A 26,290-nucleotide genomic window follows, 5' to 3' on the forward strand; every position below is an offset into this window, starting at 1 on the left:
CGGTCAGGCCGTTGGCGCTTTACCGCCGCAAGCCTGGCTATGGCGTTGAGAACGTCGCCACATCCTTCACCATATCGTCAATAGCGCCCTTCACGTCCGCCGGGGTAATTGGCACAGTGCCGTTCGCCACGCTTTTACCGTATCCTTTACGGATAATTTTAATAACCGGCTTGCCGGTAGCAATATCAATCGCTTCCGCCTCGATAAATAGCTCGGCGTTCTGGCTGCGATGCCCGGTGGCGGCCATCGTGCCTGCTACCACGGCGGCGACCGGCACCACCTCATAAAACTGGAGATCTTTGTTTTCAGCGGTTACGGCAGTAATGGCCGTTTTCACTATCAGACCGCCAGGCTGAGGGGTGTCGACAATCTTCTTACGCCCGGCCAGCGCGCTTTTAAGACTGGATTCGGTATAGCTACGGATTTGCTCCAGCGTGGCGGCAGAGACCCGACTGTTGGGTAACGCGCGAGGATAATAAGTAACAGGCGCAAAATAGAGGCTGGTATAACGATCTGACTGATAATCGGGCGCAATCCAGCGCAGCGTTTCATGCCCGCTTGCTGTGTTTACCGGTTTTATCTCTGCATAGTTTCCTAAAAAGCCGGAATATTGCGACTGCTCGGCGGTTTTACTGGCACAGCCGGTCAATAAAATAGCGAGGAGAGCAAAAGGCAGCGTTCTTTTAGCAACAACCATACAACCCCCTGAGTGGATAAACCTGCTTTACAGCATAGTCGTTCGCCGTTGATTTACTTGCTGGCAGTGTTAACTATGCGATCGCCCCGCCGCTTTGCTTTCAATAACATGCTGTACGGCGATAGCGCGCCTGGCCAGGCGCGCTAAAGGCTATTACCACTATGGATCGCATCCAATGAATAAAACCCCACCATAAAATTTTTTTGCTGCACGACACCGTACGCAAGCTACCCAGGCCCAGGGGCAAAAACAAGGCAATATTGCCGGGCGAACGGCTTTCTTTGCTGTTCTTCGGGACGCCTCTGAAATTTTAAATCTGAAAATCCAGCACCGGTTCTACCGCGTCATGCGTGGAAAGCGCCTTGCGCTTGATCTCTTCCAGCGACAGGTTGGCGTTGCACAGTTCCAGAAACTGCCAGACGTAGTTGCGCTGTAGCTGCCCACGCTTCAGGCCCAGCCAGACGGTATTGGATTCAAACAGGTGTTTGGCTTCCAGCCGGGTCAGCGCGGCCTGCGCATCCAGCTGGCAGGCCTGATCCGCCAGCACGCCCACGCCCAGCCCAAGTTCGACATAGGTTTTTACCACGTCGGAATCCTGCGCGCTGAGCACGATATCCGGCGTCAGCCCGGCGGCATGAAAGGCGCGGTCAACGCGGGAACGGCCGGTAATGCCCTGGCGATAGGTAATTAAGGGATAGCGGCTAAGCGCCGCCAGCGAAACCGGCTGCTCCTGCTCCAGTGGATGCCCCTTTGGCACCAGCAGCGCATGATGCCAGCTGAACCAGGGAAAAGCCGCCAGCGACGGATTATTGACGACCTGTTCGCTGGCAATACCGATATCGGCTTCGCCCGCCATCAGCATGGCGACAATCTCCTGCGGCGTGCCCTGATTTAACTCCAGGCGAACACCGGGATAGAGCGCGCGAAACGCTTTGATCACCTTTGGCAGACTATAGCGCGCCTGGGTATGCGTGGTGGCGATGGTCAGCACGCCGCTGGATTCGTTGGTAAAGACATCGGCCAGACGGCGCACCTTTCCGGCTTCATCCAGGATGCGTTCGGCAATAGTCAGCAACGCCTTGCCTGGCTCGGTCATTCCGAGCAGCCGCTTGCCGCGACGGATAAAGATCTCCACGCCCAGCTCATCTTCCAGATCGCGTATATGGCGGCTGACCCCTGACTGGGAGGTAAAGAGCGCATTAGCCACTTCGGTCAGGTTAAACTCGCAGCGTGCCGCTTCCCGGATGATTTTAAGTTGCTGAAAATTCACGTGCGCCTCTCCCTCTGTTATCTGTTGGTTTCAGCCATGTTAATAAGGCACATTGATAGCAACAAATAATAAAAAGAGGTTTTATATGCTTTTTAGCGATATAGGAGTGAGGCGCGCCGACGCGCGCCCGCAGAAAGGCATTAGCTCACCAGCATCAGTTCACGCTCTTCAATCGTCGGTTTGTTGAGCAGCGACAGCAGGATATTTTTTACCGCCTGCGCAGAAGGAGAAAGCGGCGAGCGCGCCGAAACGTTCAGCGACAGCGGCAGGTTCAGCGTTGGGCTGTTGATGCGCGCCATCCAGGCATCGGTGGAGCTGACCAGCGCGCGCGCTGCGGATTCCGGCAGTACGGTCACACCCATGCCGCTGGAGACGGCGGCGGTCAGCGTGGCGATCGATTCAATTTCGCCGATAATGCGGGCGCTCAGGCGGCGCAGCGAAAACGCTTCGTCGACGCGTTTGCGCACGGCGCTGTAGTCGCGCGGCAGAAACAGGTTCATTTTGGCCACGTCGGCTAAATCGATGTTTTGTCCAGGGCAGTCGGTTGCGCCAACCAGATAAAGTTCTTCTTTCATCAACGGCAGGCTGGTGATGCCGGCGGACGGCGCGCGGTCGTAAAGTACGGCCATATCAAGCTGCCCATCCATCACTTTTTCGTTTAGCGATGCGCCGCTGTTTTCGTGCAGGTAAACCAGCACTTCCGGAAACTGTTCGCGCACGGTTTGCAATAAAGGCATGGTCAGCGAAGAGGCGGCGGTGCCCGGCGCCAGACCGATTGAAACCTGGCCGGTCAGCGTCTGCCCGGCGTTGATCACCGCCGTTTGCGCCTGTTCGCACTGCCGTAAAATGGTACGGGCGTGGGCGTATAAAATCTTCCCGGCTTCCGTAGGCGTCACGCCGCGCTTGGTACGGATAAGCAGCTGCTGGTCCAGCTCGTTCTCCAGCGTGGCAACCTGCTGACTGAGCGCAGGCTGCGCAATATGCAGCACCTCTGCGGCCTGGGTCAGGCTGCCAATATCGACGATTTTTACAAAATATTTCAGTCGTCTTAAGTTCATTTTGCCTCCGTCACGGGACGCCATTGTTACTGGCGCTAAAAAATAAGTTTTCACTCTGGTGCGGGTTAAGAATTGCAAGTGACGTGCCAGAAACTTCCGGCTGCGCTTTCAGCCCATTTGTTTCAGGCTAAGCGCCGGTAAAATAAGAGAATCTGATTACCTCTAAAGGAGTAACGCTTTTTTTTAATGCTTTCACCAACCGCTTGCCTGCACCGATGAGGTGCAAAATATGCTGTCAGGCTGTGCATGGTAACGTTTACATGGCATAAAAAAGCGGCGGCTGAGAGGAATACAGGGGCCGGCCTGGCCCCTGCCCGCTAGCGCTTTTTACGATTGCGGTACATATCCACTGAAACGGCGCTGACGATAATAATGCCTTTGATAATGTCCTGAACGTAGGCGTCCACGCCAACAAAGGTAAAGCCGCTCTTAATCAGCCCTAAAATCACCGCGCCGATCAGCGTACCTGTAATCCTCCCTACGCCACCCATCAGGCTGCTGCCGCCGATGACGGCGGCGGCAATCGCATCCAGCTCATAGGACATGCCCATGCTGGACTGGCCGCTGCTGACGCGCGCCGCCAGGACTACGCCAGCCAGGCCGGAAAGCCCGCCCGCGATGGTATAAACAATCACCAGGTATTTATTGACGTTAATCCCGGAAACTTTCGCCGAGGTCATATTGCCGCCAATGGCGTAAACGTACTTGCCATAACGGGTGTGTTTCAGCGCGATATGGAAAATGACCGCGACGACCAGGAAGATGACTACCGGCATTGCGCCCTGGCCGATGGCGGTAAAACTGTCGGAAAGGAAGCTGATCGGGTTGCCCTGCGTGTAGTATTGCGCCAGCCCGCGCGCGGAAACCATCATGCCCAGCGTGGCGATAAAGGGCGGAATACCGGTTTTAGTGATCAGCACGCCGTTCACCACCCCGCAAAGCAACCCCACGCCGACCCCGGCTACGATCGGCACCGCCGCAGGCATGTTGACCAGCGACGGGAACATCGGGGAAAGGCTGTCGGAGGTTTGCGCCAGGCTGGCCGCCACCACGGCGGTTAAAGCAATCACCGAGCCGGATGAGAGATCAATCCCCGTGGTAATAATCACCTGGGTCACGCCGACCGCAATAATGCCGATAATGGCAACCTGCAAAATAATCAGCACCAGCCGGTTTGGATTAAGCAAAAACGATTGATCGCGCACGTACCAGCCTGCCGCTTCAAAAATCAGCGCGATGGCGACCATCACGATAAAAATGCCGGTATCCTTCGGCATCTTTCCCTTAAAACTGCTTAAAAACGTTGCCGAAGACGGCTGTTGGCCACTCATTTTTACGTCGCTCATGGTTTCAGCCCTTATTCAGACGCCAGTGACAAAATGGATTCCTGATCGGCCTCTTCTTTATTGAGGATGCCGGTGATGCGGCCGCCGTGCATGACCATCACCCGATCGCTCATGCCGAGTATTTCCGGCAGTTCAGAAGAAACCATGATGATGGCGACGCCGCGATTCGCCAGTTCGCTGATTAGCCGGTAAATTTCCGCTTTCGCGCCCACGTCGATGCCGCGCGTCGGCTCGTCCAGGATCAGGACTTTGGGCTGTGCCAGCAGCCAGCGGGCGATCAGCACCTTTTGCTGGTTGCCGCCGCTGAGGTTATTGATGATTTGATCCATAGTGGGCGTTTTGATGTTCAGCCGACGGATCTGCTCCATGCAGTCCTTCGCCATCTGGATATGACTGACAAAGCCCGCGCGGCTGCTGTATTCCGGCATGTTGACGATGCTCATGTTTTCCATCACCGACAGCACCAGAAACAGCCCGGACTTTTTCCGATCTTCAGTAAGAAAAGCCAGCCCCTTTTCTATCGCCGTGGCAGGCGAATCTATTTTTACCGGCACGCCGTCTATCAGAATTTCGCCGCCGTCGGGGCTGGTCATGCCAAACAGGCTTTCCATCACCTCGCTGCGGCCCGCGCCGACCAGCCCCGCCACGCCCAGAATTTCACCACGGCGCACGCCGAAGCTGATGTCATCAAACACGCCTTTACGCTGCAAATGACGTACCGTCAGCACCTCTTCGCCAATGGCCGTGTTGAACTTGGGAAAAAGCTGGGTCAGCTCGCGCCCGACCATCTGGGTAATCAGCGACTGCCGCGTATAGTCCGCCGTCGCGCTGCTGCCGACCCAGGCACCGTCGCGAAATACGCTGACCTCATCGGTAATCGTAAAGATTTCATCCATTTTGTGGCTGATATAGATGATGGCTTTACCCTGCTCTCTGAGATCGCGAATGATAGCGAAAAGATGCGAAACCTCGGTTTCAGTCAGCGCGGAGGTTGGCTCATCCATGATCACCACATCCGCATTCCAGGATACGGCTTTAGCGATCTCTACCATTTGCTGCGAGGCGATGCTCAAATCGCCCACCAGATCGTCCGGCGCAAGGCGAATGTTCAGCTTGTTTAACAACTCGCGGGTCTGGCGATGAAGGCTGCCGTGATCGACAAAGCCATATTTCATCGGCTCGCGGCCCAGCCAGATGTTTTCCGCCACCGTCATATGAGGCACCAGGTTAAGCTCCTGGTGGATCATCGAAATGCCTGCGCGCAGCGCGTCCAGCGTGTCCTGAAACGCTACCGCCTCGCCCCTGACGCGGATTAAGCCTTCATCCGGGCGATAAATTCCTATCAGGCATTTCATCAGCGTGGATTTTCCCGCGCCGTTTTCGCCCATCAGCGCGTGTACGCTGCCGGGCCTGACCCGTAAAGAGACGTTGTTCAGTGCCTTTACGCCAGGAAAAAACTTGCTGATGCCTTCGGCTTCAAGCGCATATGCGGTCATGATGCACCCCGGCTATTTCTGGTTCAGGCTGGTAAACTTCGCCATGTTTTCTTTGGTGATCAGCTGGAAAGGGATATCGACGTTCGATTCCACGTTTTCACCTTTTGCCAGCTTCACCGCCGCCTGTACCGCCCCCTCGCCCTGGCCTTTTGCGTCCTGAAAAACGGTAGCGACCATTTTGCCGTTTTTGATCATTTGCAGCGCGTCCGGCGTGCCGTCAACCCCCGCCACCAGCACGTGGTCGCTGTTTTTTCCCAGCGCCTGAAGCGCGCCAATCGCCATTTCGTCATTATTGGCAGCGATCGCCTGAATATCGTCGCCAGCGGTGAGCCAGTTACTGACCACATCTACCGCATCGTTACGCATAAACTTCGCGGTCTGCTCCTGAACGATTTTTAAACCAGGATATTTCGCAACAATCTCTTTCACGCCTTTGGTACGTTCACGCGTCGATTCATTGGCCAGATCGCCTAATAGGATGGCGACGTTGCCTTTGTAATTCATTTGTTTAGCCAGCGCTTCCATCTGCAAACGCCCCGCCAGCTGCGAGTTGGAGCCAACATAGGCCATTTTGCCCGTCAGTTCGGCTGCGGGACGGCGGTTAATAAAAATCAGCGGGATGCCCGCCTTGCTGGCCTGATCCATAATCGGTTTAACCGCGTTGGTGTCGACCGGATTGACGATAATGGCGTCCACGCCCTGCCCGATAAAGTTCTGCACCTGCTGTAGCTGCTGGGAAACATCGTTTTTGGCATCTTCTACCTGCCCTTTAACGTTTTCTTTTTGAAGTTCTTTTTGCATAGAATTGCGAACGATGGTGAGGAAGTTGTCGTCAAACAGCGCCATTGAGACACCCATCTGGAGATCTTTTGCCAGCGCGACAGCAGGCAGCGAACAGACTAACAGTAACCCTGCAACGAATTTTTTCATGATAGAGCCCTTATGTGATTAGCTTGTGCGGCTGGCTGGACCTCGAATGAAAGATATTTTTTACATTCACACAACTTCACCGGTGCCTGGATAACATTTTTAAGTGGTGAAAAAGCAATGTCTTAGTCAGATTGCTCCTGGTTATTAACAATATTTATCAAAAGCTTAATTTAGTTTTTCAGTCTTTATCGCTTCGACATATAGCGGCCGACTGACTGATCAGTGCAATTATTCCATAATTAACATTTTTGAAACTTTTTACATAAAAGCACCGAAACGCACGTTTTAAAAACGGCAAACAACAAAATTTTGACACACCTCTAACATCAGCAAGGCATTCGCCGTAAAGTGCGATCTGGCGCAAGAGATTGAGTTTTGCCCGAACGGGCGAGAAACAGAGCGGGTTGCTGATTTTGCGGCCGAACGCGCGGCAAAATGGCATTCGACCTTTGACACGCCCGGACGCGGCCGTTACTATGCGCCCCATCGAAACCGATTCCTCTGTAGTTCAGTCGGTAGAACGGCGGACTGTTAATCCGTATGTCACTGGTTCGAGTCCAGTCAGAGGAGCCATATTTATGTTGTCATGCATCTTCACGAATCTTTATGTTATTTAGATTCAACAAGCTAGCGTGAAAACCTACCCAATGCATTTTCATTCCCCCTCTGCATTGGGCAAGATTTGGGGTCATTTCAGTTTTACTATGGAGTGACCGCCCAGTGTTTCTGAACGTCACTAAAATCCACAGCTTTAAGCCTTCTGAAAATCCCTTTACGCTGACCGATTCTCATCTCCTGTATTTGCTTGTCGATTCAGGCGGTTAAAACCTCTGGTATTTCAAATATCGCTTTAACCGAAAGGATCTTCCCTTGCTCTGGATGCATATTCGCAAGCCTCGCAAAAACGAGGGCGCTGTATGTGACAGCGCCCTCGTTCAGGTGGCCTAAAAAACATTAGCTCAACATGGCCTCCAGGCGGGCCAGCACTTCATTCACAACGACGTCAGGTATACGTTCCAGCCGCTTACCATTTCGGGCCGCCATATCAATGGTTCTGGGCTGGTCGCAGCGGATCACGCCCGTCGTTTTTGTTCCCGCCTCGTCCAGTGAAACGGTAAAACCGGCTGTTCGGGCAACGTTTCCGCCGTGGGTAACGGGAACAATAACGGGTAGCCGGGTCAGCTTGTTAAACGATGCCTTCGATACGATCAGTACCGGACGTTGTCCACTTTGCTCGTGGCCGGCAATCGGATCCAGTGAAACAAGCCAGATTTCCCCTCTGTCCATTTACAGGATCTCCTTGCCCATCGCAGGCGCATCAATCCATTCACGATCCTCTTCGCTCATTTCGGCGTGCGGATCGCACTGCGCCAGCAGCTCCTCAAGCGAATAACGGGGCCGTTTTTGGGGTTCAATAATCAGGCAGCCATTATCAATGGTCATACCTACTTCGCTGTCCGTCGACAGCGCCAGCGTTTTCAACACGGCAGGAGGAACCGCCAACATGACGGATCCGCCGACCTTTTTCAGGCGAGTGGTATACATAGAGCACCTCCGGATATTATATTTTAATATAACATCCAGGGCAGGCGATGCACAATTATTCATCAGATTCATTGTGATTTCCTTAGCGTAAGAAAGCCTTAACCCATCGAAGGACAGAGCCGGTAGTCTTCAAAGCGGCATTGCCGGTAAAACGGCAAGCATCCTGATACATCAGGCGTTTCTTTCAGATCCTAAAGCATGCCATGCAGAGAGGAGCTTAATGCGCGACAAAGAGGGCCGATAATAGAAAACTGTTTTTTCGGTGCAAAGATTTATTACGAATCGGATAAACAAAATGCGGCATATCTTCCGTATTCAGGCTGCGCCGGAGGGTTATCAGTGATAGCGCGAAGGCCCGTTTTTTCAGGCGCAGGCCCAGCACTTCCGCTATCAGCTTTTCGCCGTGGGCCAGCGCTGGTTAAGAGCGTTGGACAGCGTGGAGGACGCCAGCCCAGCGTTACGGGAAACGGCCGCCAGCGACCTCTCCCTTTTTTCAGCGACGCAATAATGTCGGCAGGATAGCAGTCGGTTGCGTCATGCGGTCACCTTATTGATAAACATCACACCGTCGGCAATGCGTATCTAACGCGTTGATTTAAGTTCGGCGGCAAAAAACCAAAGCAGCTCACCGAAAACCCGTTCTGCTACATAGTAATTTATCAATTTTAGACAACCCTGAGGTTGGCACCTTAGCTGCGCCGTCTTTTTACGCGCTGCGTTTTTTCAGCAAGGTCTGATAATTAAACATGCGGCACCCCAGGCGCCCTCGCTGCCTTCATCATGGATATCGGAAATAATCTGTTCGACCCGATAATGATCGGAGATATTCTCGCTGACATACGTTTCTACGCGTTCGAATTTATTAAGCACTTTCTGCGCCCCGCTGAGCAATTCGCCATCCGCTGCCGAATAATAGTAAGCAAATACGCCAAATTTTATGGATGAGGCGTCGCGGTTAATAGAAAGCACTGAGGTTATCCTTTCAATATCGTGATACCAGCCCGACGGGCCGCCCGGCTGGTTTTTGACTTCGATTACCGCTCGCGGCTGGGCTTTCCCCCACCACAGCAGGAGATCGAAACGGCCGCTCAAACGCGCCTTAACCGGCTTTGGCCCCGGCGCTATCGCGCCCGCGTGATCCATTGAGCTAAGCCCATTGCTTTCAAGCGTCACGAATTTAGCGCCCGGCATGTCGCTTAGCGCTTTGGCAATATAGGTAGTGAGCATATATTCCGCAGCCGTCCAGACCCAGTATCCGCCGGACATTTGACGATAATCTTTATGCGCTTTTTCTATACCTGAAATGATAGCGCCACTAATTGTTTCAGTTGAAACGGCAGCCATTTGGTGATCCTTATAAAAAAAGGATAAGCCTATACCGCAGGGCCGTTTTCTATGGCCTTAATAACGTTAATTATTAACCTTATTTCGGAGCTTAAAGATAAACCTTCACAGGGAATTTTGTCATAACGCTTGTTCTTTAGCCAGGCGCTGTGTTTTTTTATTCATTTTTGGCGCCCCAAGCGGTGAACTTATTTTTTTGCCTATATTTGAATCAGTCGCATCCAAAAATCACATTTCCCCTTTGATAGTCTGCTGCGTCCTCGTTATAATTCGCCCCGTTTCAACAATTCCTCTGTAGTTCAGTCGGTAGAACGGCGGACTGTTAATCCGTATGTCACTGGTTCGAGTCCAGTCAGAGGAGCCATATTAGAGAAGCCCGCTTAAGGAAACTTAAGCGGGCTTCTTGCTTATCGACCTTGTTCTGCCTTTTACTCTTTATCTGTCGGCGTTGCGTTTTCATCGATCCTGGTCTCGCCCTGATTACGCAGTGCTTCGGATAAACACTCTGCGCCCTGGCTCAGCAGGGTGCCGTGCCAAAAGGGTGCCGGTAAAGTGCTGACTGCATGGCGCTGCCGCCAAAGATTAAGCATTCTCTCGTTAGCCGATTGGTAGCTGGTTTGCAGACTGGATAATTTATAAACCTGGTTTTGCGCGCAGTATGCCGCTTTTAAATGAATTTATACTGTTCAGTGTTATTCATCCCAATATCCTTCTGGCAAGTGGCCGTTCATGGGACTGTATCCGGCAGTGAAGCCACCAGAGATTTAACCGGCAAACGGGCAGAGACAGGCCAGATAATTCCCCTTTATCAACTCGACTATTTTAACCCCATCACATCTGCTCGCAATTGTTCCACAGCGTAAGGAACCAGGCGGTTTTTCTGTTCACTTACTCTTCCTTACTTTGCAGTGAAGTCGGATCGGCCTGCCCTTGCCGTGCCGGTTTGCTACCTGAGACAAATAAAAAGGAAGATTTATGTCAACAACCTTTAGTCGTGCTCTTATTCCCTTGTTCAATTACCTCAAGCTAACGCCTGAGATGCGGGGCGATGAAGAAGCCTTTGAGTTAGTGATGTGGTCAGATTTATCGCTGCGGCTTTTGCATTATCCCGGTAACCACATCACCTTTAGCTGCCTGCTTCCTTTCAGGACGGCTAATGACATTACCACTGAGCTTCTCTGGGAACTCCTGCAGGCAAATTTGATGAACGAAGAGTTCCCTCCCATTGTGCTGGCGGCTTCGGCAAACAGTGACGAACTAGTGATATGGTCGCGTTTGCCGATGAACACGGCAGATCCTCAGGCCCTGATTGCCCTGTACGAAAATATGGCTTTTTATACTCATACGCTGGGACAGCGTCTGGGCATCATCAGCCAGCACCTTCCTGATGAAGTCGGAGTCGGATTATGATGCGTATATTTTCTTCTGGCAGCAGCCGCCAGACCCAGCAGAGCCAGCCCGCTCATCAGAGCCTCAGCGCGACACAAATGCAGGCATCCGGCCCCTTTCAGCATCAGGTCAGGGTGGTTTCACCACAAACGCTGCAAAGCATGGATCTGGCGGCGCAAGTCCAACAGGAAGTGCGTACGCAATTAGGGCGTGGTGGTAATCAGTGGTTGCCGCTTGTGGCCGATAAGGGAGAGAGTGCGATGCGCGGTATCATGGCCGTGCGCGCTGCGGATCGCTTTAGTCATGAAGCCAGTGAACGCTTTACACAACGGTTTCCTGACGCGGCGACCGGCCTGGATCGTGCTTATGCGAGTGGACACAGCGCCCTGAGAGTGCAAGGAGGACATTGTCAGGAATTTGCCGATCTGGCCTACACGCAAGTGGCGGCCAGAGGAGCCAATAAGCCCGTGTTTAATACTCTCTACAATAATGACCACGTCCTGGTGCTGTTAGGAGACAAACGTCAGGAAGATCCGGTAGTGCTTGATGCCTGGCAACATCTGCCGATTGTGACCACGCTGGAGAACAGCAGGCTCGATCCGGGCAGGCTTGACGTTATCCAGCAGCGAAACGATCCCCGCCCCGATCCGCACGCCCAGTGGGCGCTGCGCCATGTACGTACCATGCCAATGGCGGAGATCGAGGATATATTAACCTCGACTACCTATCCGCCAGTGGGGAAAAAATTTGTCAAACATATGGTAGAAAGTGCGCGGGCGAAGGAACCCGGACGTTATGACGTACGCTCGCTGGCGAAAGATCCCAGTACCCGCTTCACTGACGATCCCGCCCGGGCGGCGAAACCTTTTGACGTCATGTCTGCCTCATCCCTATCCAGTACCCGACGAACTATTGAAAAATATGAACAGGCTGCAGCCGCCGATCCCGGGGGCTATGGCAAGGCAAAGCGTTTCTGAATACAGCATCGGTGATCGGCGCTTTGCGCCTGCGTAAGTGCGCCTGAACCCAACCTCTTCTGAATAAAAAATTTACTGGTCAGCCAATAGATTACGACACAGGTTGGGCTCATTCCTGTAACAGGCGGAGTGTGCAACCGGCTAAGGGTTGCAGCAATCTTACGCAGGATCATTCGTGCTTTTGCAAGATTGGGTGTATGCCGATCCAGGGTGGACGCTGCAATAGTTTTCGCTGCAAGCTATGGGCCTTTTCTTTCTCTCGCTCAGGTTTCATACCTGAACGCCATCGCTTTTTCTTATGGAAAATCGTCAATAATCGAGATGAAAATCTCAAAAAGGTTAATATATAACCATAAGAAATTATGAACTGTAACAATTCAACATTTCTACACCTTTAGCAGTTCAGAAGAAAAATAAAATCCTGACCAACAAAAAACAACATAATTATCAATTAGTTGAAAAGAGCACATTCTCTCCATAAAAGATACACACCAGTTTTACTAATCAATAATCAATGATTTATTGTGATAACACTCACACTTACATAAAAATGTATTAACATAAAATTATCAAATTACATTACTTTTAAATCTCCGGTGACATTTACTTAATTTTCCTTACATTAATTAAAGATCACTGCGTTTACATTTTTGTTTAACAACAATCCAAGTCAAATTACAGGAGCAATAACCATGAATGATTTCGAAAGCAAAGAGTTTCGTTCTTATGTATCTCCAACTGAGACTCAAGATTTTGATGTTGAATTCAAAATTGAAAATGTACAGCTGGCTGAGATTGAACTGGATAACGAACTGTTATTAGCAACTCACCGCTGCTAATAAGATCGTCGGGTTCTGGGGGCAACCCCAGAACTTAAATTTATAACTTATCGTGAGAATTCTCTATGAGCGTATTCCGGCCACATGTTGAAGATGTCGCAAGTGTTGAAAACCACCAGTTTGAAGAAACATTTTTCAATAAGACCCAGCCCGTGCAGTATGCAAATTTGAACAGCGACATGCCTGCCTATAAAAAATGGAGTTTTGAATTTTTTAAAGCGCGCTGTAGCGAGATATTATGTCAGGTAAGTGATAACTTAGAGGATCCGGCAAACATCACCAGAAAGATTTCAATATCAGAATACATTGATCTGATGAAAAATGGCGAGCAATGCCCCTATATGACAGGCTGGAGTTATCAAAAAAGCTTGCCTGAGCTGGACGAAGATATCTTTTTTCCAAAATTCCACCCGGATGATTTCATCGATCGTTTGCCAAAAAGAATGCAATTCCGCAGACGATGGGTGTTTTTTGGAAAAAAAGGAATAAATTGCGATCTTCACATTGACTGTTTTTCAACCAGCGCATGGTTAATGATGATTGAAGGTCAAAAAACATTCCGCGCTATATCTCCACTTCATCGTCACCATATTGAAATGGGGACTTCATTATTTAATGAGGAAGTCGTAGCACATCTGGATGAATTGAACGTTGAGATCGTTGAATTCACTCTTACTCCCGGGACTATTCTCTACGTGCCGACTGGATGGGTACATGAAATCCGTAATGACACGGATAATATCATGGTGACAGGTGGTTTTACCTCCAGACAGCATGCCATAAGATTTTATAAAAATTATCACTCCTATATCTCCCGAGATTCAAATGAGAGTGACATTGCTTTCAATGATTACCTCGAAGTGCTTACAGAAAATAAATTAAAAATATCGGATGAAGTCAGGAATTCTATTATAGAGGAGGTCTCTTACACTAAAGAAAAAATAGAGATCTTGCTTAGAAAACAAAAAATGTATGAAGAGATGATTAAGACAACCGCTTAGGTAAACGGCCTGAATATCATGAATAATTTAAATATCGCTGTTGATGTTTTCCCTTATAAAGAAGATATCTGGTCGATCTGTGATTACAGCGGAGAGCAAATTTACAGCAAGCTTGCGCTCCCGTTGTTCTCTTTGGAAAAGGGCGAAGTCGAGCTCTTAGGTGCCGAATCCTTCCAACAGACGGCTGACTCCCTCAGAATAACTATCAGAAAAGATTTATTCTGGAGTAATGGCGATAACGTGAAAGCTGCGGATTATGTGCGGGCGATCAGACATATCTGTTATGATGAGAATAATCGTTATAATAAGATCCTTGCATCTGTAGCGAAACTGGGTTCAGAAACAGAAATCCATAATGACCACAGCTTCACTATTCAAACCTCATGGTATGACCCCTTTATTATTCAGTATTTATCTTTATTGAATTTCTCTCCCAAACACGAGCATAGTGATGACGTTTCTGCCGGACCTTATGTTCTTTTGAAAAAACAGGATAACGTTTATCAGCTGGTTGCTAATAAATATTTTACACTTGATAAGCACCTGCCTAATGTGGAAAAAATCAATTATCTTCTGGTTGAAAAAGATCCGAACGGCGAGGCCTTTTTTGACGGTAAAGTGCATGTCAGTTGCAACACTGCCGTTAACCTGAAAAATTACCGTACCTTCACGGCTAAGCAAAATTTTGTGGCTGCTGAAGGGAACTTAATGATGATACTTTCTCCCGGAAGAAAATTTGATAAACTGCCAGACTACGTCAAAGAAATTTTAACTTGTAAAATTAATCGCAGCTCAATTGCAGCACGTTACGACAATATATTAAAGCCGGTTACGTCATGGATGTCTGTGTATTTTGATGGTTCTTATCATCCGCTCAGGGATACTATCACCTACTCAAAAAACAGCTTTGTTATCGACATATCTTACGAAGATTTCTATCCAAATGATGAAATTCTTGAAGATATTGCTGAACAACTCTCTTGCTTTAATATTGAGGTCCGCAAACATCAGGACAAATATGGCTACTGGCGTTCCGAATCCCATTTACGCTTTGAAATTCGTAAAATTCCTCAGCGAAATCCTGTACAAATCATTCGATCTGATTTGAGTCATGTATCTACGAGTCATGTAAAATTTGAGAAAATAAAAAAGCTGTATTCCTTGCTTTTTACTGAAGCGCTATCATCTCAACAACCAGAAATATTCAAAGCTATTGATTTTTATTTGCGGGAGCAGTGTCTTAGCCTTCCGTTATTTATCTTTCCCACTGGTTTTTTTTGTCACAGTTCAATTCTGGAAAACACCTTATATGCTCCGGGACGTAAGGTTCTCATAAAGGAAACCGTGAGTGAAAATTAAACTGAATGCCTCGATCATAAGATCCGATGATAAAATCATATTTTTGGGTAAAAAAAATTACCAGATGACCGACATTATTGGGCCTGAGGTGGAATATTTTTTAACCAGGCTTGAAACAGGCCTGGACGAGACAGAATTACAGTCGTGGCTTAAAGATGATTGCTGCTATGCACTTTATAAAACAATGTGCAGCTTGAATTTGCTGGTACTGTCGGAAAATAAATATAGTGGCACCGTTTTAGAGAAAACCTATGATTTCCTTAATTTTCATTTAGGAACGTTACACTCACCGTTTAGCTTCAAGAATGATATCCATATAGCCCTGATTGGATGCGGTGGAACAGGATCAAATGTAGGGCTGTGTCTGGCCTCATCGGGGATCAAAAAATTCACGCTGATCGACTATGATAAAGTTCAGATAAGTAATCTGAACCGCCAGTTTGCTTATGATTCTGCCGATATTGGCAAAAGCAAGGTGCAGTGCTTAAAAGATAAATTGCTCAGAATAAATGCTGAGGTCAACGTTTCTTTATACGAGCGTAAAATTACCTGCTCAGAAGATCTGCATTGTCTCCCTGATGATGTTAATTTACTGGTATCCGCTATCGATACGCCTGCCATTAAGTCATCCCTCTACATCGTTGAATATGCTATGCGCCACAAAGTCCCGGTTATCTTTGGATCTGCAGGATACGATACTATTACAGCAGGCCCTCTGTTAACCACTGAAGCGGCCAAAACCGAATTCCTTAGCCTTTTGCAGAAGAGTTCACACGCAGTAACAAAACCTATAACAGGATCTATCGCATCCACTAATTTACTGCTGAGTGCAATATTGGCTAACAATATTACCAGCCTTTTTTATCCTTTTAGCAAACCCGACTTGATTAATGTGAGAAAAATATATAATCCCGTCAGCATGATTACAATGGGGGAAATAAGCTATGACAATAACTAAAAGAGATATTTTTTCCATATATTTAAACCGGGAAGTTGTTGAACAAGAGTGTACACTCTGGCGTCAATTTGTTGCCTGTAATAAAAAACAAACCATTCTTAATTTCCTTACAGAAAACCACGCCTACGCTCCCTGGCCCGAAAAGGTTGTTTGCTATCAGGCAGCCAATCGTGACGATTATCAGGCAGTTCTGAAATCAGTTGCTGCGGAAATGCAACGTCAAAATGAAAAATTCTCGGCAATACATTACTCTGCAATGAACAGTTACAGAGAAAATATTCTGGCAGCGATTGAATTGCTCTCTACCAACAGTGCCGTGATGGATTATACCTTGAGGAATCTTATTGGTCGTGTTGTTGTTGTCAGTTGCGACTCACTTGTAGCAACCAGTTCCGTGCTTTTTTTAGGTCTTATTGTTATCTCGCCTAAAGAAGACTGGACGCTATCTGATTATGTCGAAAATATTATTCACGAGATGTCTCATATTGAACTCTATATTAAGCAACTGCTCGATCCCCTTGTATCGACAGGAACTTACCTGAAAAGTCCTTTTCGTGATCAACCCCGTCCTGCCAACGGGGTCTTTCATGCTGCATTTGTTTTAACTCGCATTATTTTTTATATGCGAAACCTTACCTTCCCAGGAGCACATAAGCAGTCTGCCGCCGTCAATATTAACAAAGCATCGCTGTTATTGCAGGAGACACTGGCGCAGTTTGACCATAAGAATTTCCTTACGGCACAAGGCAGTAGCATAGCAGAAGAAATGTGTTTGGTCTTATCTCAATTTCAGAAAGAGGATGCAGCCAGTGCAATTATTTAAAAATGAGCAAGCATTTTTGGAAAACTGCCGCATTAATGATTTGACAGGTACATGTTTTCTTATTCATGAGTATTGTTTTCACTGGCCATTGTTTACGCAGGGCAATTTTTCTTTTATTGAGAAAAATTACGGTAGCGATAAGATATTTATTGAGGAAGGAATAAATAAATCGGGCAGAGTGGAAATTACGGTAAGTGATTATATCAAGCGTATTCAATCTGGCGTTAAAGGCATGGGTAACTGGTCATGGCAGCCACATCTTTCCCACGCAAAATCACTTAACGACAGTTTCACCGTGCCCAAAGCCATTACATTAAATAATATTGAGAAATCGTTAGTAGGCGAGCTGGTTCTTGCACCCTGGATTTTGATGTCTGCGCCTGAAACAGTCACCAGCATGCATCAGGATATGCTCAGCGTGAACGGCATTGTCGGACAGTTGCAGGGCGTAAAAGAATTTACGTTAGTGGCACCGCAGTATGCGCTTGAAGAGGGTAAATTTTACAGCACATACGAGCTCGAAGCGTTGGGTATTCCTTTTGAGTGCGTAGTGCTTCATCCCGGTGATTTTCTTTACTTTCCTGCGCACTGGTGGCATCAGGCAAAAACGATTGAATGCTCGGTGACCTTCATTCATAGTACAGTAAATCTGTACAATATGACCGCCTTTTTGGATGATGCCATCTCTCAAATGCCGGCCTTGATACAAAGAGTGCAGTCAGCAGCGAAAAAACGTGGCTATTTCGGCGACAGAATTAACTGGTTGTGTAATGGATTCCGGTCATTGGGGTAAGAGAATGTTTAGAGCAGAAGTAAAGGAACGGCTGGCACTGTTTGAAAACAAGAATTTTTTGTTTTTCACCGTGAGCGGCCTTTTTGCCACTTTTGGCAACGGATTAAATTATATTGCGCTTTCCTGGCTGGCCTATAACAAAACCAACTCTGTTAAAGGCGTGGCGATAATGATGTTTTGCATCTGGATGCCCAGTATCCTTTTCGCCCCTTTATTTGGCCTGCTTGCCGATCGTTACAATCGTAAAGCACAAATCATTATCTCAAATCTGGTCAGGGGGATGGTTATCGTTGCATGGGTCCTGATGTGGGAAATGAATATTGAGCCAGATCTGATGATTTTGTGCTCTCTGCTGGGGGTGTTTATCTCATTTTACATGCCTTCCGCGGTGCCTTTTATTCAAAGTATCGTGCCTGAAAAGGAGCTTGTTAGCGCTAATGCGACCATTGATATGGTTTACGAATTCGGCACTATTATGGGAATGGGTTTAAGTGGCTTCATACTGGCTGTAGCAGGCATCAAAGGCACGCTGCTTATCGGTGGTATACTTTTTATTATCGCCGGCCTTTTCAACCTTGCCATGCGTACGGTAGCAACGGCAGAAAGCGCAAATAAACAAAGTGAAGGCTGGTGGTATAGCTATACCTCTTCGCTGAGATACTTTAAAAGTAAGCCTGCGCTTTTTATGCCTTATATGAGCCAGATGATAATAATGGTTCTTTTGATGACTATTCCTATTATTTTAGTTCCTTATACTCGTGAAGTGCTGCATGCGAGCACACGAGTATTTGCCCTTTATGAAGCGCTCTATTCGCTGGGAGTTTTGGCCGGCGGCTTTTTATCACCTGTGCTTTGTAAAAAAACCAGCATCAGGAAAACGCTGGCCTTGCTTTTATTGGTCATGGCTGGCGGTTTATATATTCTCTCTGTAAATGATGCTGTTATTTTGGTATTCCCGGTTTATTTCCTTATTGGTTTTGGGATTTCCAGCTGGGCCCTGTCGATATCTCTTTCACAACTTCACTGTGAGCCTGAGTATCAGGGGAGACTTCAGGCTACTTTTAACGGTCTGTCGGGAATACTTATTCTTGCCATGTATCTTCTTATGGCAAAAGAAGGGAATGGCTTATCCTCGCAGGGGGTTTACCTGACTCAGTCGGTTCTTGCGCTAGCGGGCATTGTGATTGTGCTTTTTTATCGTAAAGGGGATCTTCGTGAATCGTAAAGAACAAGTTTTCCTCTCAACTAATCAGTTGAGTTACCATAATACAACCCATCTGTTGTTTAGCGATGTCTCTCTTTCATTAAACTCCGCTGAAAAGGTGGGCTTAGTTGGATTCAACGGTGCCGGTAAGTCTACCCTGCTACAGCTGTTGACTAAGAAGCTGGAGCCGAGTTCAGGCCAGGTTACTCACGCCAAATCGTTACGTTATTATCTGGTGGAACAGCGTTTTCCAGAGCACTTATTATCTTTGACGCCAGAAGAGGCTCTTCTTGATGTTTTAGAAACTGATGAGCGCATAAGTGAAAGCTGGCGCGCTGAAGTTATTCTTGAAAATATTGGTATGGGGCTTACCCAGCGTGACACGCCGTGTTCAGAACTTAGCGGTGGCCAGCAGACGCGCCTGTTACTGGGTAGAGCGCAGCTCTCTGCTCCCAATGTTCTTTTACTTGATGAGCCTTCAAACCATCTTGATTTGCCGACGTTAATCTGGCTTGAAACCTTTTTAGCAGACTGGCGTGGAAGCTTAATTCTGGTTTCCCATGATACCCGCATGCTTGATACTGTCACCAACAGTACCTGGATTATCGCTAATGGCGGCGTGCATCAATATCGACTCCCCTGCACGCAAGCTTTAGTGCAGCACGAACAAAGCGATCTTGCCTGCCAGCAGCAATATCAGGATCAGGCAAACGAAATTGAGCGCATTGAAGCCAGCGCGCGTCAGCTGGCGGTGTGGGGTAAAGAGCAGCACAGTAAAAGCTCGGCAAGAAAAGCGCAGTCCATGTTCAAACGTGTCGACAAACTCAAGCTTGAGCAAAATACTTTACCAGAGCCTTATCCCTGGAATCTCTCCTTTCCCGGACAAATGCTGCCGGCAAAACGACTCCTGTTTTGCAATGAGGTCATGGTCAGAGCGCCAGGGCAGACTACAATCCTGTACGCAATAGATGAGCTGTTGATTCAGCCAGGAGAAAAAATTGCTTTAATCGGTGCCAATGGCATGGGTAAGTCGACTCTGCTGCAGCTTATCTGGAAGAGTTATCTGGAACGGGATCGGGCCATTACGCTGCATGACTCGACGGTGATGGCCTATTACGATCAGCTGCAAAATGGCGTGGATAGCGAGCTGGATATGATGAATGCATTATTCAGTTTCTGCAGTACGTCGCGCGTGAATGCCAATAATGAGCAGCTGAAGCAGGCGTTACTTAAAGCCGGATTCCCCTGGGAACGTCTGCAGAGTAAAGTCAGAACATTGAGTGGGGGAGAAAGAGCAAGATTATTATTTGCAGGTATATCCCTTATCAACAGTCATCTGCTTTTGCTGGATGAGCCCACTAACCATCTGGATATTTCAGGTAAAGAGGCCCTTGAACGTCAGTTAGCAGAGTTTAACGGCACTGTGCTTCTGGTCTCGCACGATCGTAGTCTTATTGAAAAGGTCTGCAAACGCTTTTTAGTGATAAGCGATGGAAAGCTGCACTCTTTCAACGACTACCACAAGGCTTACAGCGCCTCACAAATGACAGTTGAAGGTTATCTACTGAGTAATGCGTCATGATCTGTTGCTGAACAGAGCCTGTCTCATTCGATATTGGGGCTTTACCCGCCCCTCGTCTGTAAAGATCATATTTCACCCGGTATTGTGGCTTTACCTGTCCCTCCCACCAGCATTTTTACTCCTGCCGCCTCTGCTGCCCGGGTCATCTCTTCGGCATCAGCCACATCAGCGCCAGCGGTTTTTCTGAGAAGACGTGCTTACCGTGGCGAATCGCTTCCAGCGCCATCTCCTTGTGCAGGCAGTTGGGCGCGCAAATATCCACCCCATCTCTCTCAGGCTCGGCAACCCGTTCACGCCAGTCGCCTGTTGACCGTTTGAACCCCAGCAATGCAGCCCGCGGTTTCGCCACCTCAAGGTTCACTTCCGCCACCATTTCCCCCCTTTAACGAAAAAACGGTGGAAACCTGTGCATAAGCAATTGCGTGGCAGCGTCCGATATAGCCGCTACCAATCAGTCCAACTCTGACCTTTTCCATTCTTGTTCCTTGCCGGTGAGCGAAGCGCGTGCATGGAATGCATATTTCAAAATAAGAGGCGGCAACCACGAAATGAAATAAACGTAATTATTCTGACGTAAACGGCTGTTATGCTTGTTGCCATTTGTCAGAGACCTGCGGAGCATTCCGCAAAGAACAGAGATGAGGAACACCTTCTAACCTGAGGAAATTTCAACAAAATGCTGATTTATTCAGCAGCCGGTTAAAAAGGTGCAATCAGGCTTTGACATCCCTCTGCCCTCTGGATATTATGCGCCCGTTCCAACAATTCCTCTGTAGTTCAGTCGGTAGAACGGCGGACTGTTAATCCGTATGTCACTGGTTCGAGTCCAGTCAGAGGAGCCAGATTAGAGAAGCCCGCTTAAAGAAATTTAAGCGGGTTTTTTGCGTTTGTGCCGTCAGGTATTCTGCGCGAAGGGAATGGACTGGCGGCTGCCCTTGTTCATTCTTTAACGGCCAGCCGCTGGCTCGATATCTGAAGGCGCCTGCATCGTAACCACCACCTTCCCTTTTGCATGTCCCTGGCCAAGCCAGGCCAGCGCCTTCTTTGTTTCAGCAAAGGAAAATACTTTGTCGATAGTTGGTTTGATTTGTTCAGCCTCTATTAGCTTGCCAATTTGGCTCAGCTGCTCCCCCTCCGGGCGAACAAAAAGAAAAGAATAGGTCAGGCGCCGTTTTTTGGTGAGGCGCGTGATTTTTCGACTCATCATTTTCATCACCAAAGTCAGAAAAAAGTTTACCCCTCTGTCCCGTGCGAAGGCGGCATCTAAAGGCCCGACGAGAGAAATAATCTGTCCTCCAGGCTTGAGGATCTGCACGGATTTTTCAATCGTATCGCCTTTGAGGGTGCCCAGAACGATATCGTAGCTGCTTAAAACGTTTTCAAACTTTTCTTGTTTATAATCTATCACTTTATCGGCGCCGAGCTGACTAACCCACCCGACGTTAGCCGTGCTGGTAGTCGTGGCCGTCGTGGCGCCCAGGTGCTTAGCCAGCTGGATAGCAAAGGTGCCAATGCCTCCCGAGCCTGCCGGAATGAAAATCTTCTGGCCCGGCCGCAGTCTCCCCCGCTCCGTCAGCGCCTGCCAGGCCGTGAGGCTTACCATCGGCAGCGACGCCGCCTGCACGAAATCGAGATTGGCGGGTTTTAAGGCGGCAGCACTTTCAGGCACGGCTGCAAATTCGGCAAGAGAGCCTGTTCCACTGTCGAACAGGCTGGCAAAAACTTCATCGCCTGGCCTGAAGCGAGTGACCTGCTTGCCCACCGCAATAACTACGCCAGACAAGTCGCTCCCCAATATTCCCGAAAGTTTAAAATGCAGAACCGGCTTAAATATTCCAGTGGGGATCATATTATCAATGGGGTTCAGCCCCACCGCGTAAATTTTTACCAGAATTTCATTGGCATTGATCGCTGGATAATCGACTTTTTCGAACCCCAGCTCAGGATGTTTGCCATAGCGTTTAAACGTGAAGGCTTTCATCGTGTTATTCATTTATTATTTACCTGCAACGGCCGGTTGCGAAAATATTCTTTCCTGGCAAGCTAAGGCTATTTCGGCTTTGCCGGGTAATTTCGCCGGCGCACGGCTTTTCCGTGAAAAGAAAAAGACCCTGCGCCGACAAAACAACTCAAGGGATATTGCCTCGTCCTGCTGGCTCCCTCGCTTTGGCTAAAGCGCTTTATATCGCTCCGCCGCTTCCGCCTGTCTGATATCCGCCATCAGAGCCTGACGGGCAGCATCAAGAGCGTCCCAGCGCGCCGCATTATGTAAAGGCGGAATGGTGACAAGTTCCCGACGGTCAAAGCCAACCAGCGCGGCATCGACCAGCTCGCCCACTTCCATCATTTGGGGCAAAGTGCGGGTATCAATGCCTGTCCGCTGCCAGATTTCCGTATAGGTTCCGGCAGGAAGCACCGCCTGCACGTAAATGCCTTTGGAAGAGAGCTCGTGATCCATCCCCTGCGATAAAAAGAGAACAAAGGCTTTGGTCGCGCCATAAACCGACATGCCAAATTCAGGGGCCAGGCCGACAACGGAGCCGATGTTGACGATCGCGCCTTCACCAGCTTCAACAAAGCGTGCCGCTGCCGCCCTCGCCAGTCGCGTCAGCGCCGTTATGTTAAGCGCGATAAGCCGCTCGATCGCATCAGGCTGCTGGCCGATAAAGTTACCCGACTGGCCGACGCCCGCGTTATTGATAAGAATACCGATCCGCGCGTCATCACGCAGACGAGCTTCGACAGCCGTTAAATCCTCTGCCTGGGTGAGATCGGCAGGCAGAACGTCGACGGAAATCCCCCTTTCATGACGCAAACGTTCTGCAAGGCTATCCAGTTTTGTCTTGTCGCGAGCGACCAGCACAAGGTTGTGGCCCCGTGAGGCGAACCGTTCCGCGTATACAGCACCAATCCCTGTAGAAGCGCCGGTAATAAGAACTGTCGATTGGGTCATAAGTTATTCTTCTCTGTTAAAAAATAAATGAGAGCGGCGCCAGGCGATACAGACAGAATCGGGCGCTGGCAAGGTTATGCGTTAACGGCGCCATCGAGGCCCACAGGGGGGAAACAGGTGCTGGCGCTTCCCCTGCCAATGAACGTCCGATGACGCAAATTAATGATGGTGATCGTAATCTAAAAAGTCAATCAGTTTGATTACGACCATCATCAATGTATACTGAGCGTGGAAATGACAGGTGGAAAGGGTAAACCGATGAAGGTGTCGAAAGAGCAGGTTCGTGAAAACCGCAGGCGCATTGTCGAAACGGCTTCGGAGCTGTTTCGCGAGCGGGGCTACGACGGTGTGGGCGTTGCGGAGCTGATGTCAGCCGCCGGTTTAACCCACGGTGGGTTCTACAAGCACTTTGGTTCCAAAGCTGATTTGATGGCAGAGGCGCTGGGCTGCGGTTTTGCGCGCTCCGCCGAGAATGCTTCAGGCGCTGGTCGGGAACAATTTGTTGAACACTATCTGTCACGGCAGCATCGGGATGCGATGGGAAAAGGGTGTGCGATTTCGGCGCTGGCGGCCGATACGGCGCGTCAGCCTGAATCAATTAAGGCTGTATTTGCGGCGGGTATTGAAAACCATCTGGCCCGTTTAGCGCATGAAGAGCAGGCAAGCGCCGAAACCCGTGCCGACCTGCTTGCTACCCTTGCACAGCTTGTCGGCGCGCTGGTGCTGTCACGTGCCTGCCCTGATGATTCTGCTCTGGCCGATGAGATTCTGGCTGTTAGCCGCTCGCGTATTCTCGTTCAGGAAGACGAGGCGAAATAAGGTTTCGATTTAAAAAAGCCCGCTTTTACAGCGGGCTTTTTGCCTTGCGGCAAGTGGCATCAGCTACAGTAGATCCCGCCACGTCATAATCAGCTTCGCCGGTAACGGCTCCGCCAGCAGCGCCGCGTCCGGCTGCCAGCTGTCCCAGGCGCGGAAAGCGCTGAAATCAAGCCCGGTCAGGGTTTCCAGCGCGCTGACGGCAACCCGGTATTCATCCACATTGGGCACCGCTTCCGGCTGCGCCTGCGGCAATACGCGGCGCGGTTCGTCCAGCAATTTATCCTGGCTCACCAGCAGTGCCGTAGCCTGTGGCTTGCCCTGCGGCCCGATGCGCAAAACGACCTTCCAGAACATCAGCGGCACCGCTAAATCCGCATATTGCCTGCTTTGCTCGTTAAGCACCGGCCCGGTCAGCACGCTGATCCGCTGCTTTGACTGCAGGACGCCAGACTCAAGGATGTAGCGCTCAACGCCCTGCCAGTACTGCAAACTCTGATTAAAGCGGAAATGCTGCGGTGAGCAGTTGGTAAAGTGAAAAGTATCTTTATTGGCGCGCACCGCTTCGGCCGCGCTGCCCCAGGTGGGATCGCTGCGGCGGGTCAGATGGCCCCGATCGAACCAGCGGCTGAACTCGCTGTAAAACGCCTGACCGGTGACGAAACGGCTGTCGATGCGGCTGTCTTCATACCAGCGGTCGCCCTCCGGCAGCAGCGAAGGCTGTCCGCTGTCGCGATCGATATTGATATAGCTCGCGCCATCAATGTTGGTGGCGGTAAAAAAGGCCAGCCGCCGCTCACCGCTCATCAGCAGAGAAAAGTGCTGATAGTCGAGCCTGGCCTCTGCGCCTTTGCTGCCGTCGCGCAATGGGGCGACTTCCGCCGCGCGCGGAGCGATAATCTCCGCCATATCAATATGCGTACCGGCAAGAAAGTCGGCCTGATAACCATCACGATTACCATAATTGCTCTCCGGCGCGGCGGCGCTGGCGACGGGACGCAGCGGCGTGGCGTCCGAAGTTAACGCCTGCATCAGCTGTGCCTGCATATCGGCGGACAGCTGCGGCAGCTCGCCTTTCAGCCAGTCGGTTAAGGCGCTGAGGCGTATGCCTTCATTAACCCATTTTTCGCCGTCCTCAACGGCACCGTGGTGCAGCGCCACCAGCTGCCAGCCGTCGTTGAACACGGGCGCGCCGGACGATCCGCCCTCGCTGTCGGCTTCGTAATGCAGAAACTGCTCGTGCCGCGCCAGCAGCGCATTATTACGCAGCGTGAGCTGCTGTGGCGCGCCGCCCGGATGGTGGATAAGGTTCAGGCTGATGCCCAGCGCATGTTTATCGTTGCGATCGTTAAGCGCCAGCGGCAACGGCGTCTCCCCGCTGCCGCTAAGGGCTTCGCCCAGCGCAATCAGCGTGCAGTCGAACGCCTCTGTCGGGCTGGTCAGCCAGAAACGCTCTGCATCCAGCGTGTAAAGCCGCCCGTCGCTAATTTCGCCAGTCTCGCTCTGACGGAAGCCGAACTGTACCGTCACCGTGCCTGAAGCAGGCGGTTCAGGCAGCACGTGATGGTTGGTGATAAACAGGCCGCCGTGGGTCAGAAAGCCGCTGCCCTCAGGAATGCCGTCTTTGCGGATCAGCCCTACCGCCCGCGCCGAACTCAGGCCCTGCTGCAAAAAAGAAACCGGCAGCAGATCGCGCTCGCCAATAATCAGGCTCTGCCGGGTTCGCTGCTGAAAAGCATAGCGCTGTGCGCGTCGCCGATCCGGCTCGGCCTGCTCACCCTGCGCCAGGGCCGCGCGGGTTTGTTCTCGTTGCTCTGCGGTCAGCGCCAGTCTTGCAGCAATCAGCTCGTTAATTTTCATTCGCCTCTCCATGCCAGGGATATGTGCCTTTTAACCATAGCTGCTGCCTG

Annotated in this window: 24 protein-coding genes, 3 tRNA genes and 2 pseudogenes; 15 read left to right on the plus strand and 14 right to left on the minus strand. The window is 49.9% G+C overall.

The features are described from left to right. Nucleotides 1-37 precede the first annotated feature (37 nt). The 6 genes from ACA373_RS07110 to ACA373_RS07135 all read right to left on the minus strand — a co-directional run bounded on the left by ACA373_RS07110 (nucleotide 38) and on the right by ACA373_RS07135 (nucleotide 6,797). Nucleotides 38-697 carry a DUF3313 domain-containing protein gene (locus ACA373_RS07110; protein WP_301251012.1) on the minus strand — a complete coding sequence of 220 codons (660 nt, stop codon included), beginning with the start codon at nucleotides 695-697 and terminating at the stop codon, nucleotides 38-40. A gap of 310 nt (nucleotides 698-1,007) precedes the next feature. Beyond that, on the minus strand, nucleotides 1,008-1,967 hold the full coding sequence (gene cbl, locus ACA373_RS07115) for an HTH-type transcriptional regulator Cbl (protein WP_253460357.1): 960 nt from the start codon (nucleotides 1,965-1,967) through the stop codon (nucleotides 1,008-1,010). A gap of 140 nt (nucleotides 1,968-2,107) precedes the next feature. Continuing rightward, nucleotides 2,108-3,025 carry a nitrogen assimilation transcriptional regulator NAC gene (gene nac, locus ACA373_RS07120; protein WP_253460354.1) on the minus strand — a complete coding sequence of 306 codons (918 nt, stop codon included), beginning with the start codon at nucleotides 3,023-3,025 and terminating at the stop codon, nucleotides 2,108-2,110. Nucleotides 3,026-3,342: 317 nt separating this feature from the next. After that, entirely contained in the window at nucleotides 3,343-4,356 is a 1,014-nt protein-coding gene (locus ACA373_RS07125) for an ABC transporter permease (RefSeq protein WP_370734459.1), read from the minus strand. Nucleotides 4,357-4,382: 26 nt separating this feature from the next. After that, entirely contained in the window at nucleotides 4,383-5,867 is a 1,485-nt protein-coding gene (locus ACA373_RS07130) for a sugar ABC transporter ATP-binding protein (RefSeq protein WP_301251014.1), read from the minus strand. A gap of 12 nt (nucleotides 5,868-5,879) precedes the next feature. Next, entirely contained in the window at nucleotides 5,880-6,797 is a 918-nt protein-coding gene (locus tag ACA373_RS07135; protein WP_253460345.1) for a sugar ABC transporter substrate-binding protein, read from the minus strand. A 497-nt stretch (nucleotides 6,798-7,294) separates the two neighbouring features. Between ACA373_RS07135 and ACA373_RS07140 the strand changes: the two genes are divergently transcribed. Further along, nucleotides 7,295-7,370: transfer RNA gene (locus ACA373_RS07140), tRNA-Asn, on the plus strand. A gap of 381 nt (nucleotides 7,371-7,751) precedes the next feature. Here the strand turns inward: ACA373_RS07140 and ACA373_RS07145 are convergent. The 4 genes and pseudogenes from ACA373_RS07145 to ACA373_RS07160 form a co-directional block, all read right to left on the minus strand. Continuing rightward, on the minus strand, nucleotides 7,752-8,084 hold the full coding sequence (locus tag ACA373_RS07145) for a type II toxin-antitoxin system PemK/MazF family toxin (RefSeq protein ID WP_301251018.1): 333 nt from the start codon (nucleotides 8,082-8,084) through the stop codon (nucleotides 7,752-7,754). Next, nucleotides 8,085-8,342, minus strand: a complete 258-nt coding sequence (locus ACA373_RS07150) for an antitoxin (RefSeq protein WP_253460339.1) — start codon at nucleotides 8,340-8,342, stop codon at nucleotides 8,085-8,087. 336 nt (nucleotides 8,343-8,678) lie between these two features. Continuing rightward, nucleotides 8,679-8,851, minus strand: a pseudogene (locus tag ACA373_RS07155) (helix-turn-helix domain-containing protein). A gap of 214 nt (nucleotides 8,852-9,065) precedes the next feature. Then, nucleotides 9,066-9,686, minus strand: a complete 621-nt coding sequence (locus ACA373_RS07160) for a hypothetical protein (RefSeq protein WP_370734257.1) — start codon at nucleotides 9,684-9,686, stop codon at nucleotides 9,066-9,068. A gap of 288 nt (nucleotides 9,687-9,974) precedes the next feature. Between ACA373_RS07160 and ACA373_RS07165 the strand changes: the two genes are divergently transcribed. From ACA373_RS07165 to ACA373_RS07215, 11 genes are all read left to right on the plus strand, one after another. Beyond that, nucleotides 9,975-10,050: transfer RNA gene (locus tag ACA373_RS07165), tRNA-Asn, on the plus strand. A gap of 611 nt (nucleotides 10,051-10,661) precedes the next feature. Beyond that, nucleotides 10,662-11,096: a CesT family type III secretion system chaperone gene (locus ACA373_RS07170; RefSeq protein WP_370734258.1), complete on the plus strand. Its 435-nt coding sequence runs from the start codon at nucleotides 10,662-10,664 to the stop codon at nucleotides 11,094-11,096. After that, the gene (locus ACA373_RS07175; RefSeq protein ID WP_301251024.1) at nucleotides 11,093-12,052 is read left to right on the plus strand and encodes a hypothetical protein; all 960 of its coding nucleotides are present in this window, start codon (nucleotides 11,093-11,095) and stop codon (nucleotides 12,050-12,052) included. Before ACA373_RS07170 ends, ACA373_RS07175 begins: the two co-directional genes overlap by 4 nt. Before the next feature lie 692 nt (nucleotides 12,053-12,744). Continuing rightward, nucleotides 12,745-12,891 carry a hypothetical protein gene (locus tag ACA373_RS07180; RefSeq protein ID WP_153810780.1) on the plus strand — a complete coding sequence of 49 codons (147 nt, stop codon included), beginning with the start codon at nucleotides 12,745-12,747 and terminating at the stop codon, nucleotides 12,889-12,891. Nucleotides 12,892-12,956: 65 nt separating this feature from the next. Then, nucleotides 12,957-13,892, plus strand: a complete 936-nt coding sequence (locus ACA373_RS07185; protein WP_253460326.1) for a cupin-like domain-containing protein — start codon at nucleotides 12,957-12,959, stop codon at nucleotides 13,890-13,892. Between the two features lie 18 nt (nucleotides 13,893-13,910). Further along, nucleotides 13,911-15,251, plus strand: coding sequence for an ABC transporter substrate-binding protein (locus tag ACA373_RS07190; protein WP_370734259.1), 1,341 nt, complete (start codon nucleotides 13,911-13,913; stop codon nucleotides 15,249-15,251). Beyond that, nucleotides 15,241-16,209, plus strand: coding sequence for a ThiF family adenylyltransferase (locus tag ACA373_RS07195; protein ID WP_253460320.1), 969 nt, complete (start codon nucleotides 15,241-15,243; stop codon nucleotides 16,207-16,209). The genes ACA373_RS07190 and ACA373_RS07195 overlap by 11 nt, the downstream gene beginning before the upstream one ends. Next, the gene (locus ACA373_RS07200; protein WP_253460317.1) at nucleotides 16,196-17,032 is read left to right on the plus strand and encodes an HEXXH motif-containing putative peptide modification protein; all 837 of its coding nucleotides are present in this window, start codon (nucleotides 16,196-16,198) and stop codon (nucleotides 17,030-17,032) included. Before ACA373_RS07195 ends, ACA373_RS07200 begins: the two co-directional genes overlap by 14 nt. Next, nucleotides 17,019-17,825, plus strand: coding sequence for a JmjC domain-containing protein (locus tag ACA373_RS07205; RefSeq protein WP_253460314.1), 807 nt, complete (start codon nucleotides 17,019-17,021; stop codon nucleotides 17,823-17,825). Before ACA373_RS07200 ends, ACA373_RS07205 begins: the two co-directional genes overlap by 14 nt. After that, nucleotides 17,803-19,050 (plus strand): MFS transporter, encoded by a 1,248-nt coding sequence (locus ACA373_RS07210; protein WP_253460311.1) that lies wholly within the window; start codon nucleotides 17,803-17,805, stop codon nucleotides 19,048-19,050. The genes ACA373_RS07205 and ACA373_RS07210 overlap by 23 nt, the downstream gene beginning before the upstream one ends. Beyond that, nucleotides 19,040-20,611 carry an ABC-F family ATP-binding cassette domain-containing protein gene (locus ACA373_RS07215; RefSeq protein ID WP_253460308.1) on the plus strand — a complete coding sequence of 524 codons (1,572 nt, stop codon included), beginning with the start codon at nucleotides 19,040-19,042 and terminating at the stop codon, nucleotides 20,609-20,611. Before ACA373_RS07210 ends, ACA373_RS07215 begins: the two co-directional genes overlap by 11 nt. Nucleotides 20,612-20,712: 101 nt before the next feature. Here the strand turns inward: ACA373_RS07215 and ACA373_RS07220 are convergent. Next, nucleotides 20,713-21,087, minus strand: a pseudogene (locus tag ACA373_RS07220) (Gfo/Idh/MocA family protein); the annotation flags it as partial. Nucleotides 21,088-21,377: 290 nt separating this feature from the next. Between ACA373_RS07220 and ACA373_RS07225 the strand changes: the two are divergent. Further along, nucleotides 21,378-21,453: transfer RNA gene (locus ACA373_RS07225), tRNA-Asn, on the plus strand. 104 nt (nucleotides 21,454-21,557) lie between these two features. Here the strand turns inward: ACA373_RS07225 and ACA373_RS07230 are convergent. Then, nucleotides 21,558-22,592: an NADP-dependent oxidoreductase gene (locus tag ACA373_RS07230; protein ID WP_370734460.1), complete on the minus strand. Its 1,035-nt coding sequence runs from the start codon at nucleotides 22,590-22,592 to the stop codon at nucleotides 21,558-21,560. Nucleotide 22,593: 1 nt separating this feature from the next. On the opposite strand from ACA373_RS07230, the gene ACA373_RS07235 reads away from it, so the two are divergent. After that, nucleotides 22,594-22,785 carry a hypothetical protein gene (locus ACA373_RS07235; protein WP_370734260.1) on the plus strand — a complete coding sequence of 64 codons (192 nt, stop codon included), beginning with the start codon at nucleotides 22,594-22,596 and terminating at the stop codon, nucleotides 22,783-22,785. Here ACA373_RS07235 and ACA373_RS07240 read toward each other — a convergent pair. Beyond that, on the minus strand, nucleotides 22,782-23,564 hold the full coding sequence (locus tag ACA373_RS07240; protein ID WP_253460305.1) for an SDR family oxidoreductase: 783 nt from the start codon (nucleotides 23,562-23,564) through the stop codon (nucleotides 22,782-22,784). The two genes, ACA373_RS07235 and ACA373_RS07240, sit on opposite strands and share 4 nt — an antisense overlap. Nucleotides 23,565-23,822: 258 nt before the next feature. Between ACA373_RS07240 and ACA373_RS07245 the strand changes: the two genes are divergently transcribed. Continuing rightward, nucleotides 23,823-24,383 carry a TetR/AcrR family transcriptional regulator gene (locus ACA373_RS07245; protein WP_369895673.1) on the plus strand — a complete coding sequence of 187 codons (561 nt, stop codon included), beginning with the start codon at nucleotides 23,823-23,825 and terminating at the stop codon, nucleotides 24,381-24,383. A 63-nt stretch (nucleotides 24,384-24,446) separates the two neighbouring features. On the opposite strand, the gene ACA373_RS07250 is transcribed toward ACA373_RS07245, so the two are convergent. After that, nucleotides 24,447-26,240, minus strand: coding sequence for a DNA/RNA non-specific endonuclease (locus ACA373_RS07250; RefSeq protein WP_301251030.1), 1,794 nt, complete (start codon nucleotides 26,238-26,240; stop codon nucleotides 24,447-24,449). Nucleotides 26,241-26,290 lie beyond the last annotated feature (50 nt).

The sequence above is a fragment of the Erwinia sp. STN24 genome (assembly GCF_041320675.1).
Lineage (GTDB): Bacteria > Pseudomonadota > Gammaproteobacteria > Enterobacterales > Enterobacteriaceae > Erwinia > Erwinia aeris.

Bases quoted from the DNA above. Each gene is read 5' to 3' on its own strand.
- ACA373_RS07110 (WP_301251012.1), bottom strand. From the start codon at position 697: ATGGTTGTTGCTAAAAGAACGCTGCCTTTTGCTCTCCTCGCTATTTTA.
- nac (WP_253460354.1), bottom strand. From the start codon at position 3,025: ATGAACTTAAGACGACTGAAATATTTTGTAAAAATCGTCGATATTGGC.
- ACA373_RS07125 (WP_370734459.1), bottom strand. From the start codon at position 4,356: ATGAGTGGCCAACAGCCGTCTTCGGCAACGTTTTTAAGCAGTTTTAAG.
- ACA373_RS07130 (WP_301251014.1), bottom strand. From the start codon at position 5,867: ATGACCGCATATGCGCTTGAAGCCGAAGGCATCAGCAAGTTTTTTCCT.
- ACA373_RS07135 (WP_253460345.1), bottom strand. From the start codon at position 6,797: ATGAAAAAATTCGTTGCAGGGTTACTGTTAGTCTGTTCGCTGCCTGCT.
- ACA373_RS07145 (WP_301251018.1), bottom strand. From the start codon at position 8,084: ATGGACAGAGGGGAAATCTGGCTTGTTTCACTGGATCCGATTGCCGGC.
- ACA373_RS07150 (WP_253460339.1), bottom strand. From the start codon at position 8,342: ATGTATACCACTCGCCTGAAAAAGGTCGGCGGATCCGTCATGTTGGCG.
- ACA373_RS07160 (WP_370734257.1), bottom strand. From the start codon at position 9,686: ATGGCTGCCGTTTCAACTGAAACAATTAGTGGCGCTATCATTTCAGGT.
- ACA373_RS07170 (WP_370734258.1), top strand. From the start codon at position 10,662: ATGTCAACAACCTTTAGTCGTGCTCTTATTCCCTTGTTCAATTACCTC.
- ACA373_RS07175 (WP_301251024.1), top strand. From the start codon at position 11,093: ATGATGCGTATATTTTCTTCTGGCAGCAGCCGCCAGACCCAGCAGAGC.
- ACA373_RS07180 (WP_153810780.1), top strand. From the start codon at position 12,745: ATGAATGATTTCGAAAGCAAAGAGTTTCGTTCTTATGTATCTCCAACT.
- ACA373_RS07185 (WP_253460326.1), top strand. From the start codon at position 12,957: ATGAGCGTATTCCGGCCACATGTTGAAGATGTCGCAAGTGTTGAAAAC.
- ACA373_RS07190 (WP_370734259.1), top strand. From the start codon at position 13,911: ATGAATAATTTAAATATCGCTGTTGATGTTTTCCCTTATAAAGAAGAT.
- ACA373_RS07200 (WP_253460317.1), top strand. From the start codon at position 16,196: ATGACAATAACTAAAAGAGATATTTTTTCCATATATTTAAACCGGGAA.
- ACA373_RS07210 (WP_253460311.1), top strand. From the start codon at position 17,803: ATGGATTCCGGTCATTGGGGTAAGAGAATGTTTAGAGCAGAAGTAAAG.
- ACA373_RS07230 (WP_370734460.1), bottom strand. From the start codon at position 22,592: ATGAAAGCCTTCACGTTTAAACGCTATGGCAAACATCCTGAGCTGGGG.
- ACA373_RS07240 (WP_253460305.1), bottom strand. From the start codon at position 23,564: ATGACCCAATCGACAGTTCTTATTACCGGCGCTTCTACAGGGATTGGT.
- ACA373_RS07245 (WP_369895673.1), top strand. From the start codon at position 23,823: ATGAAGGTGTCGAAAGAGCAGGTTCGTGAAAACCGCAGGCGCATTGTC.
- ACA373_RS07250 (WP_301251030.1), bottom strand. From the start codon at position 26,240: ATGAAAATTAACGAGCTGATTGCTGCAAGACTGGCGCTGACCGCAGAG.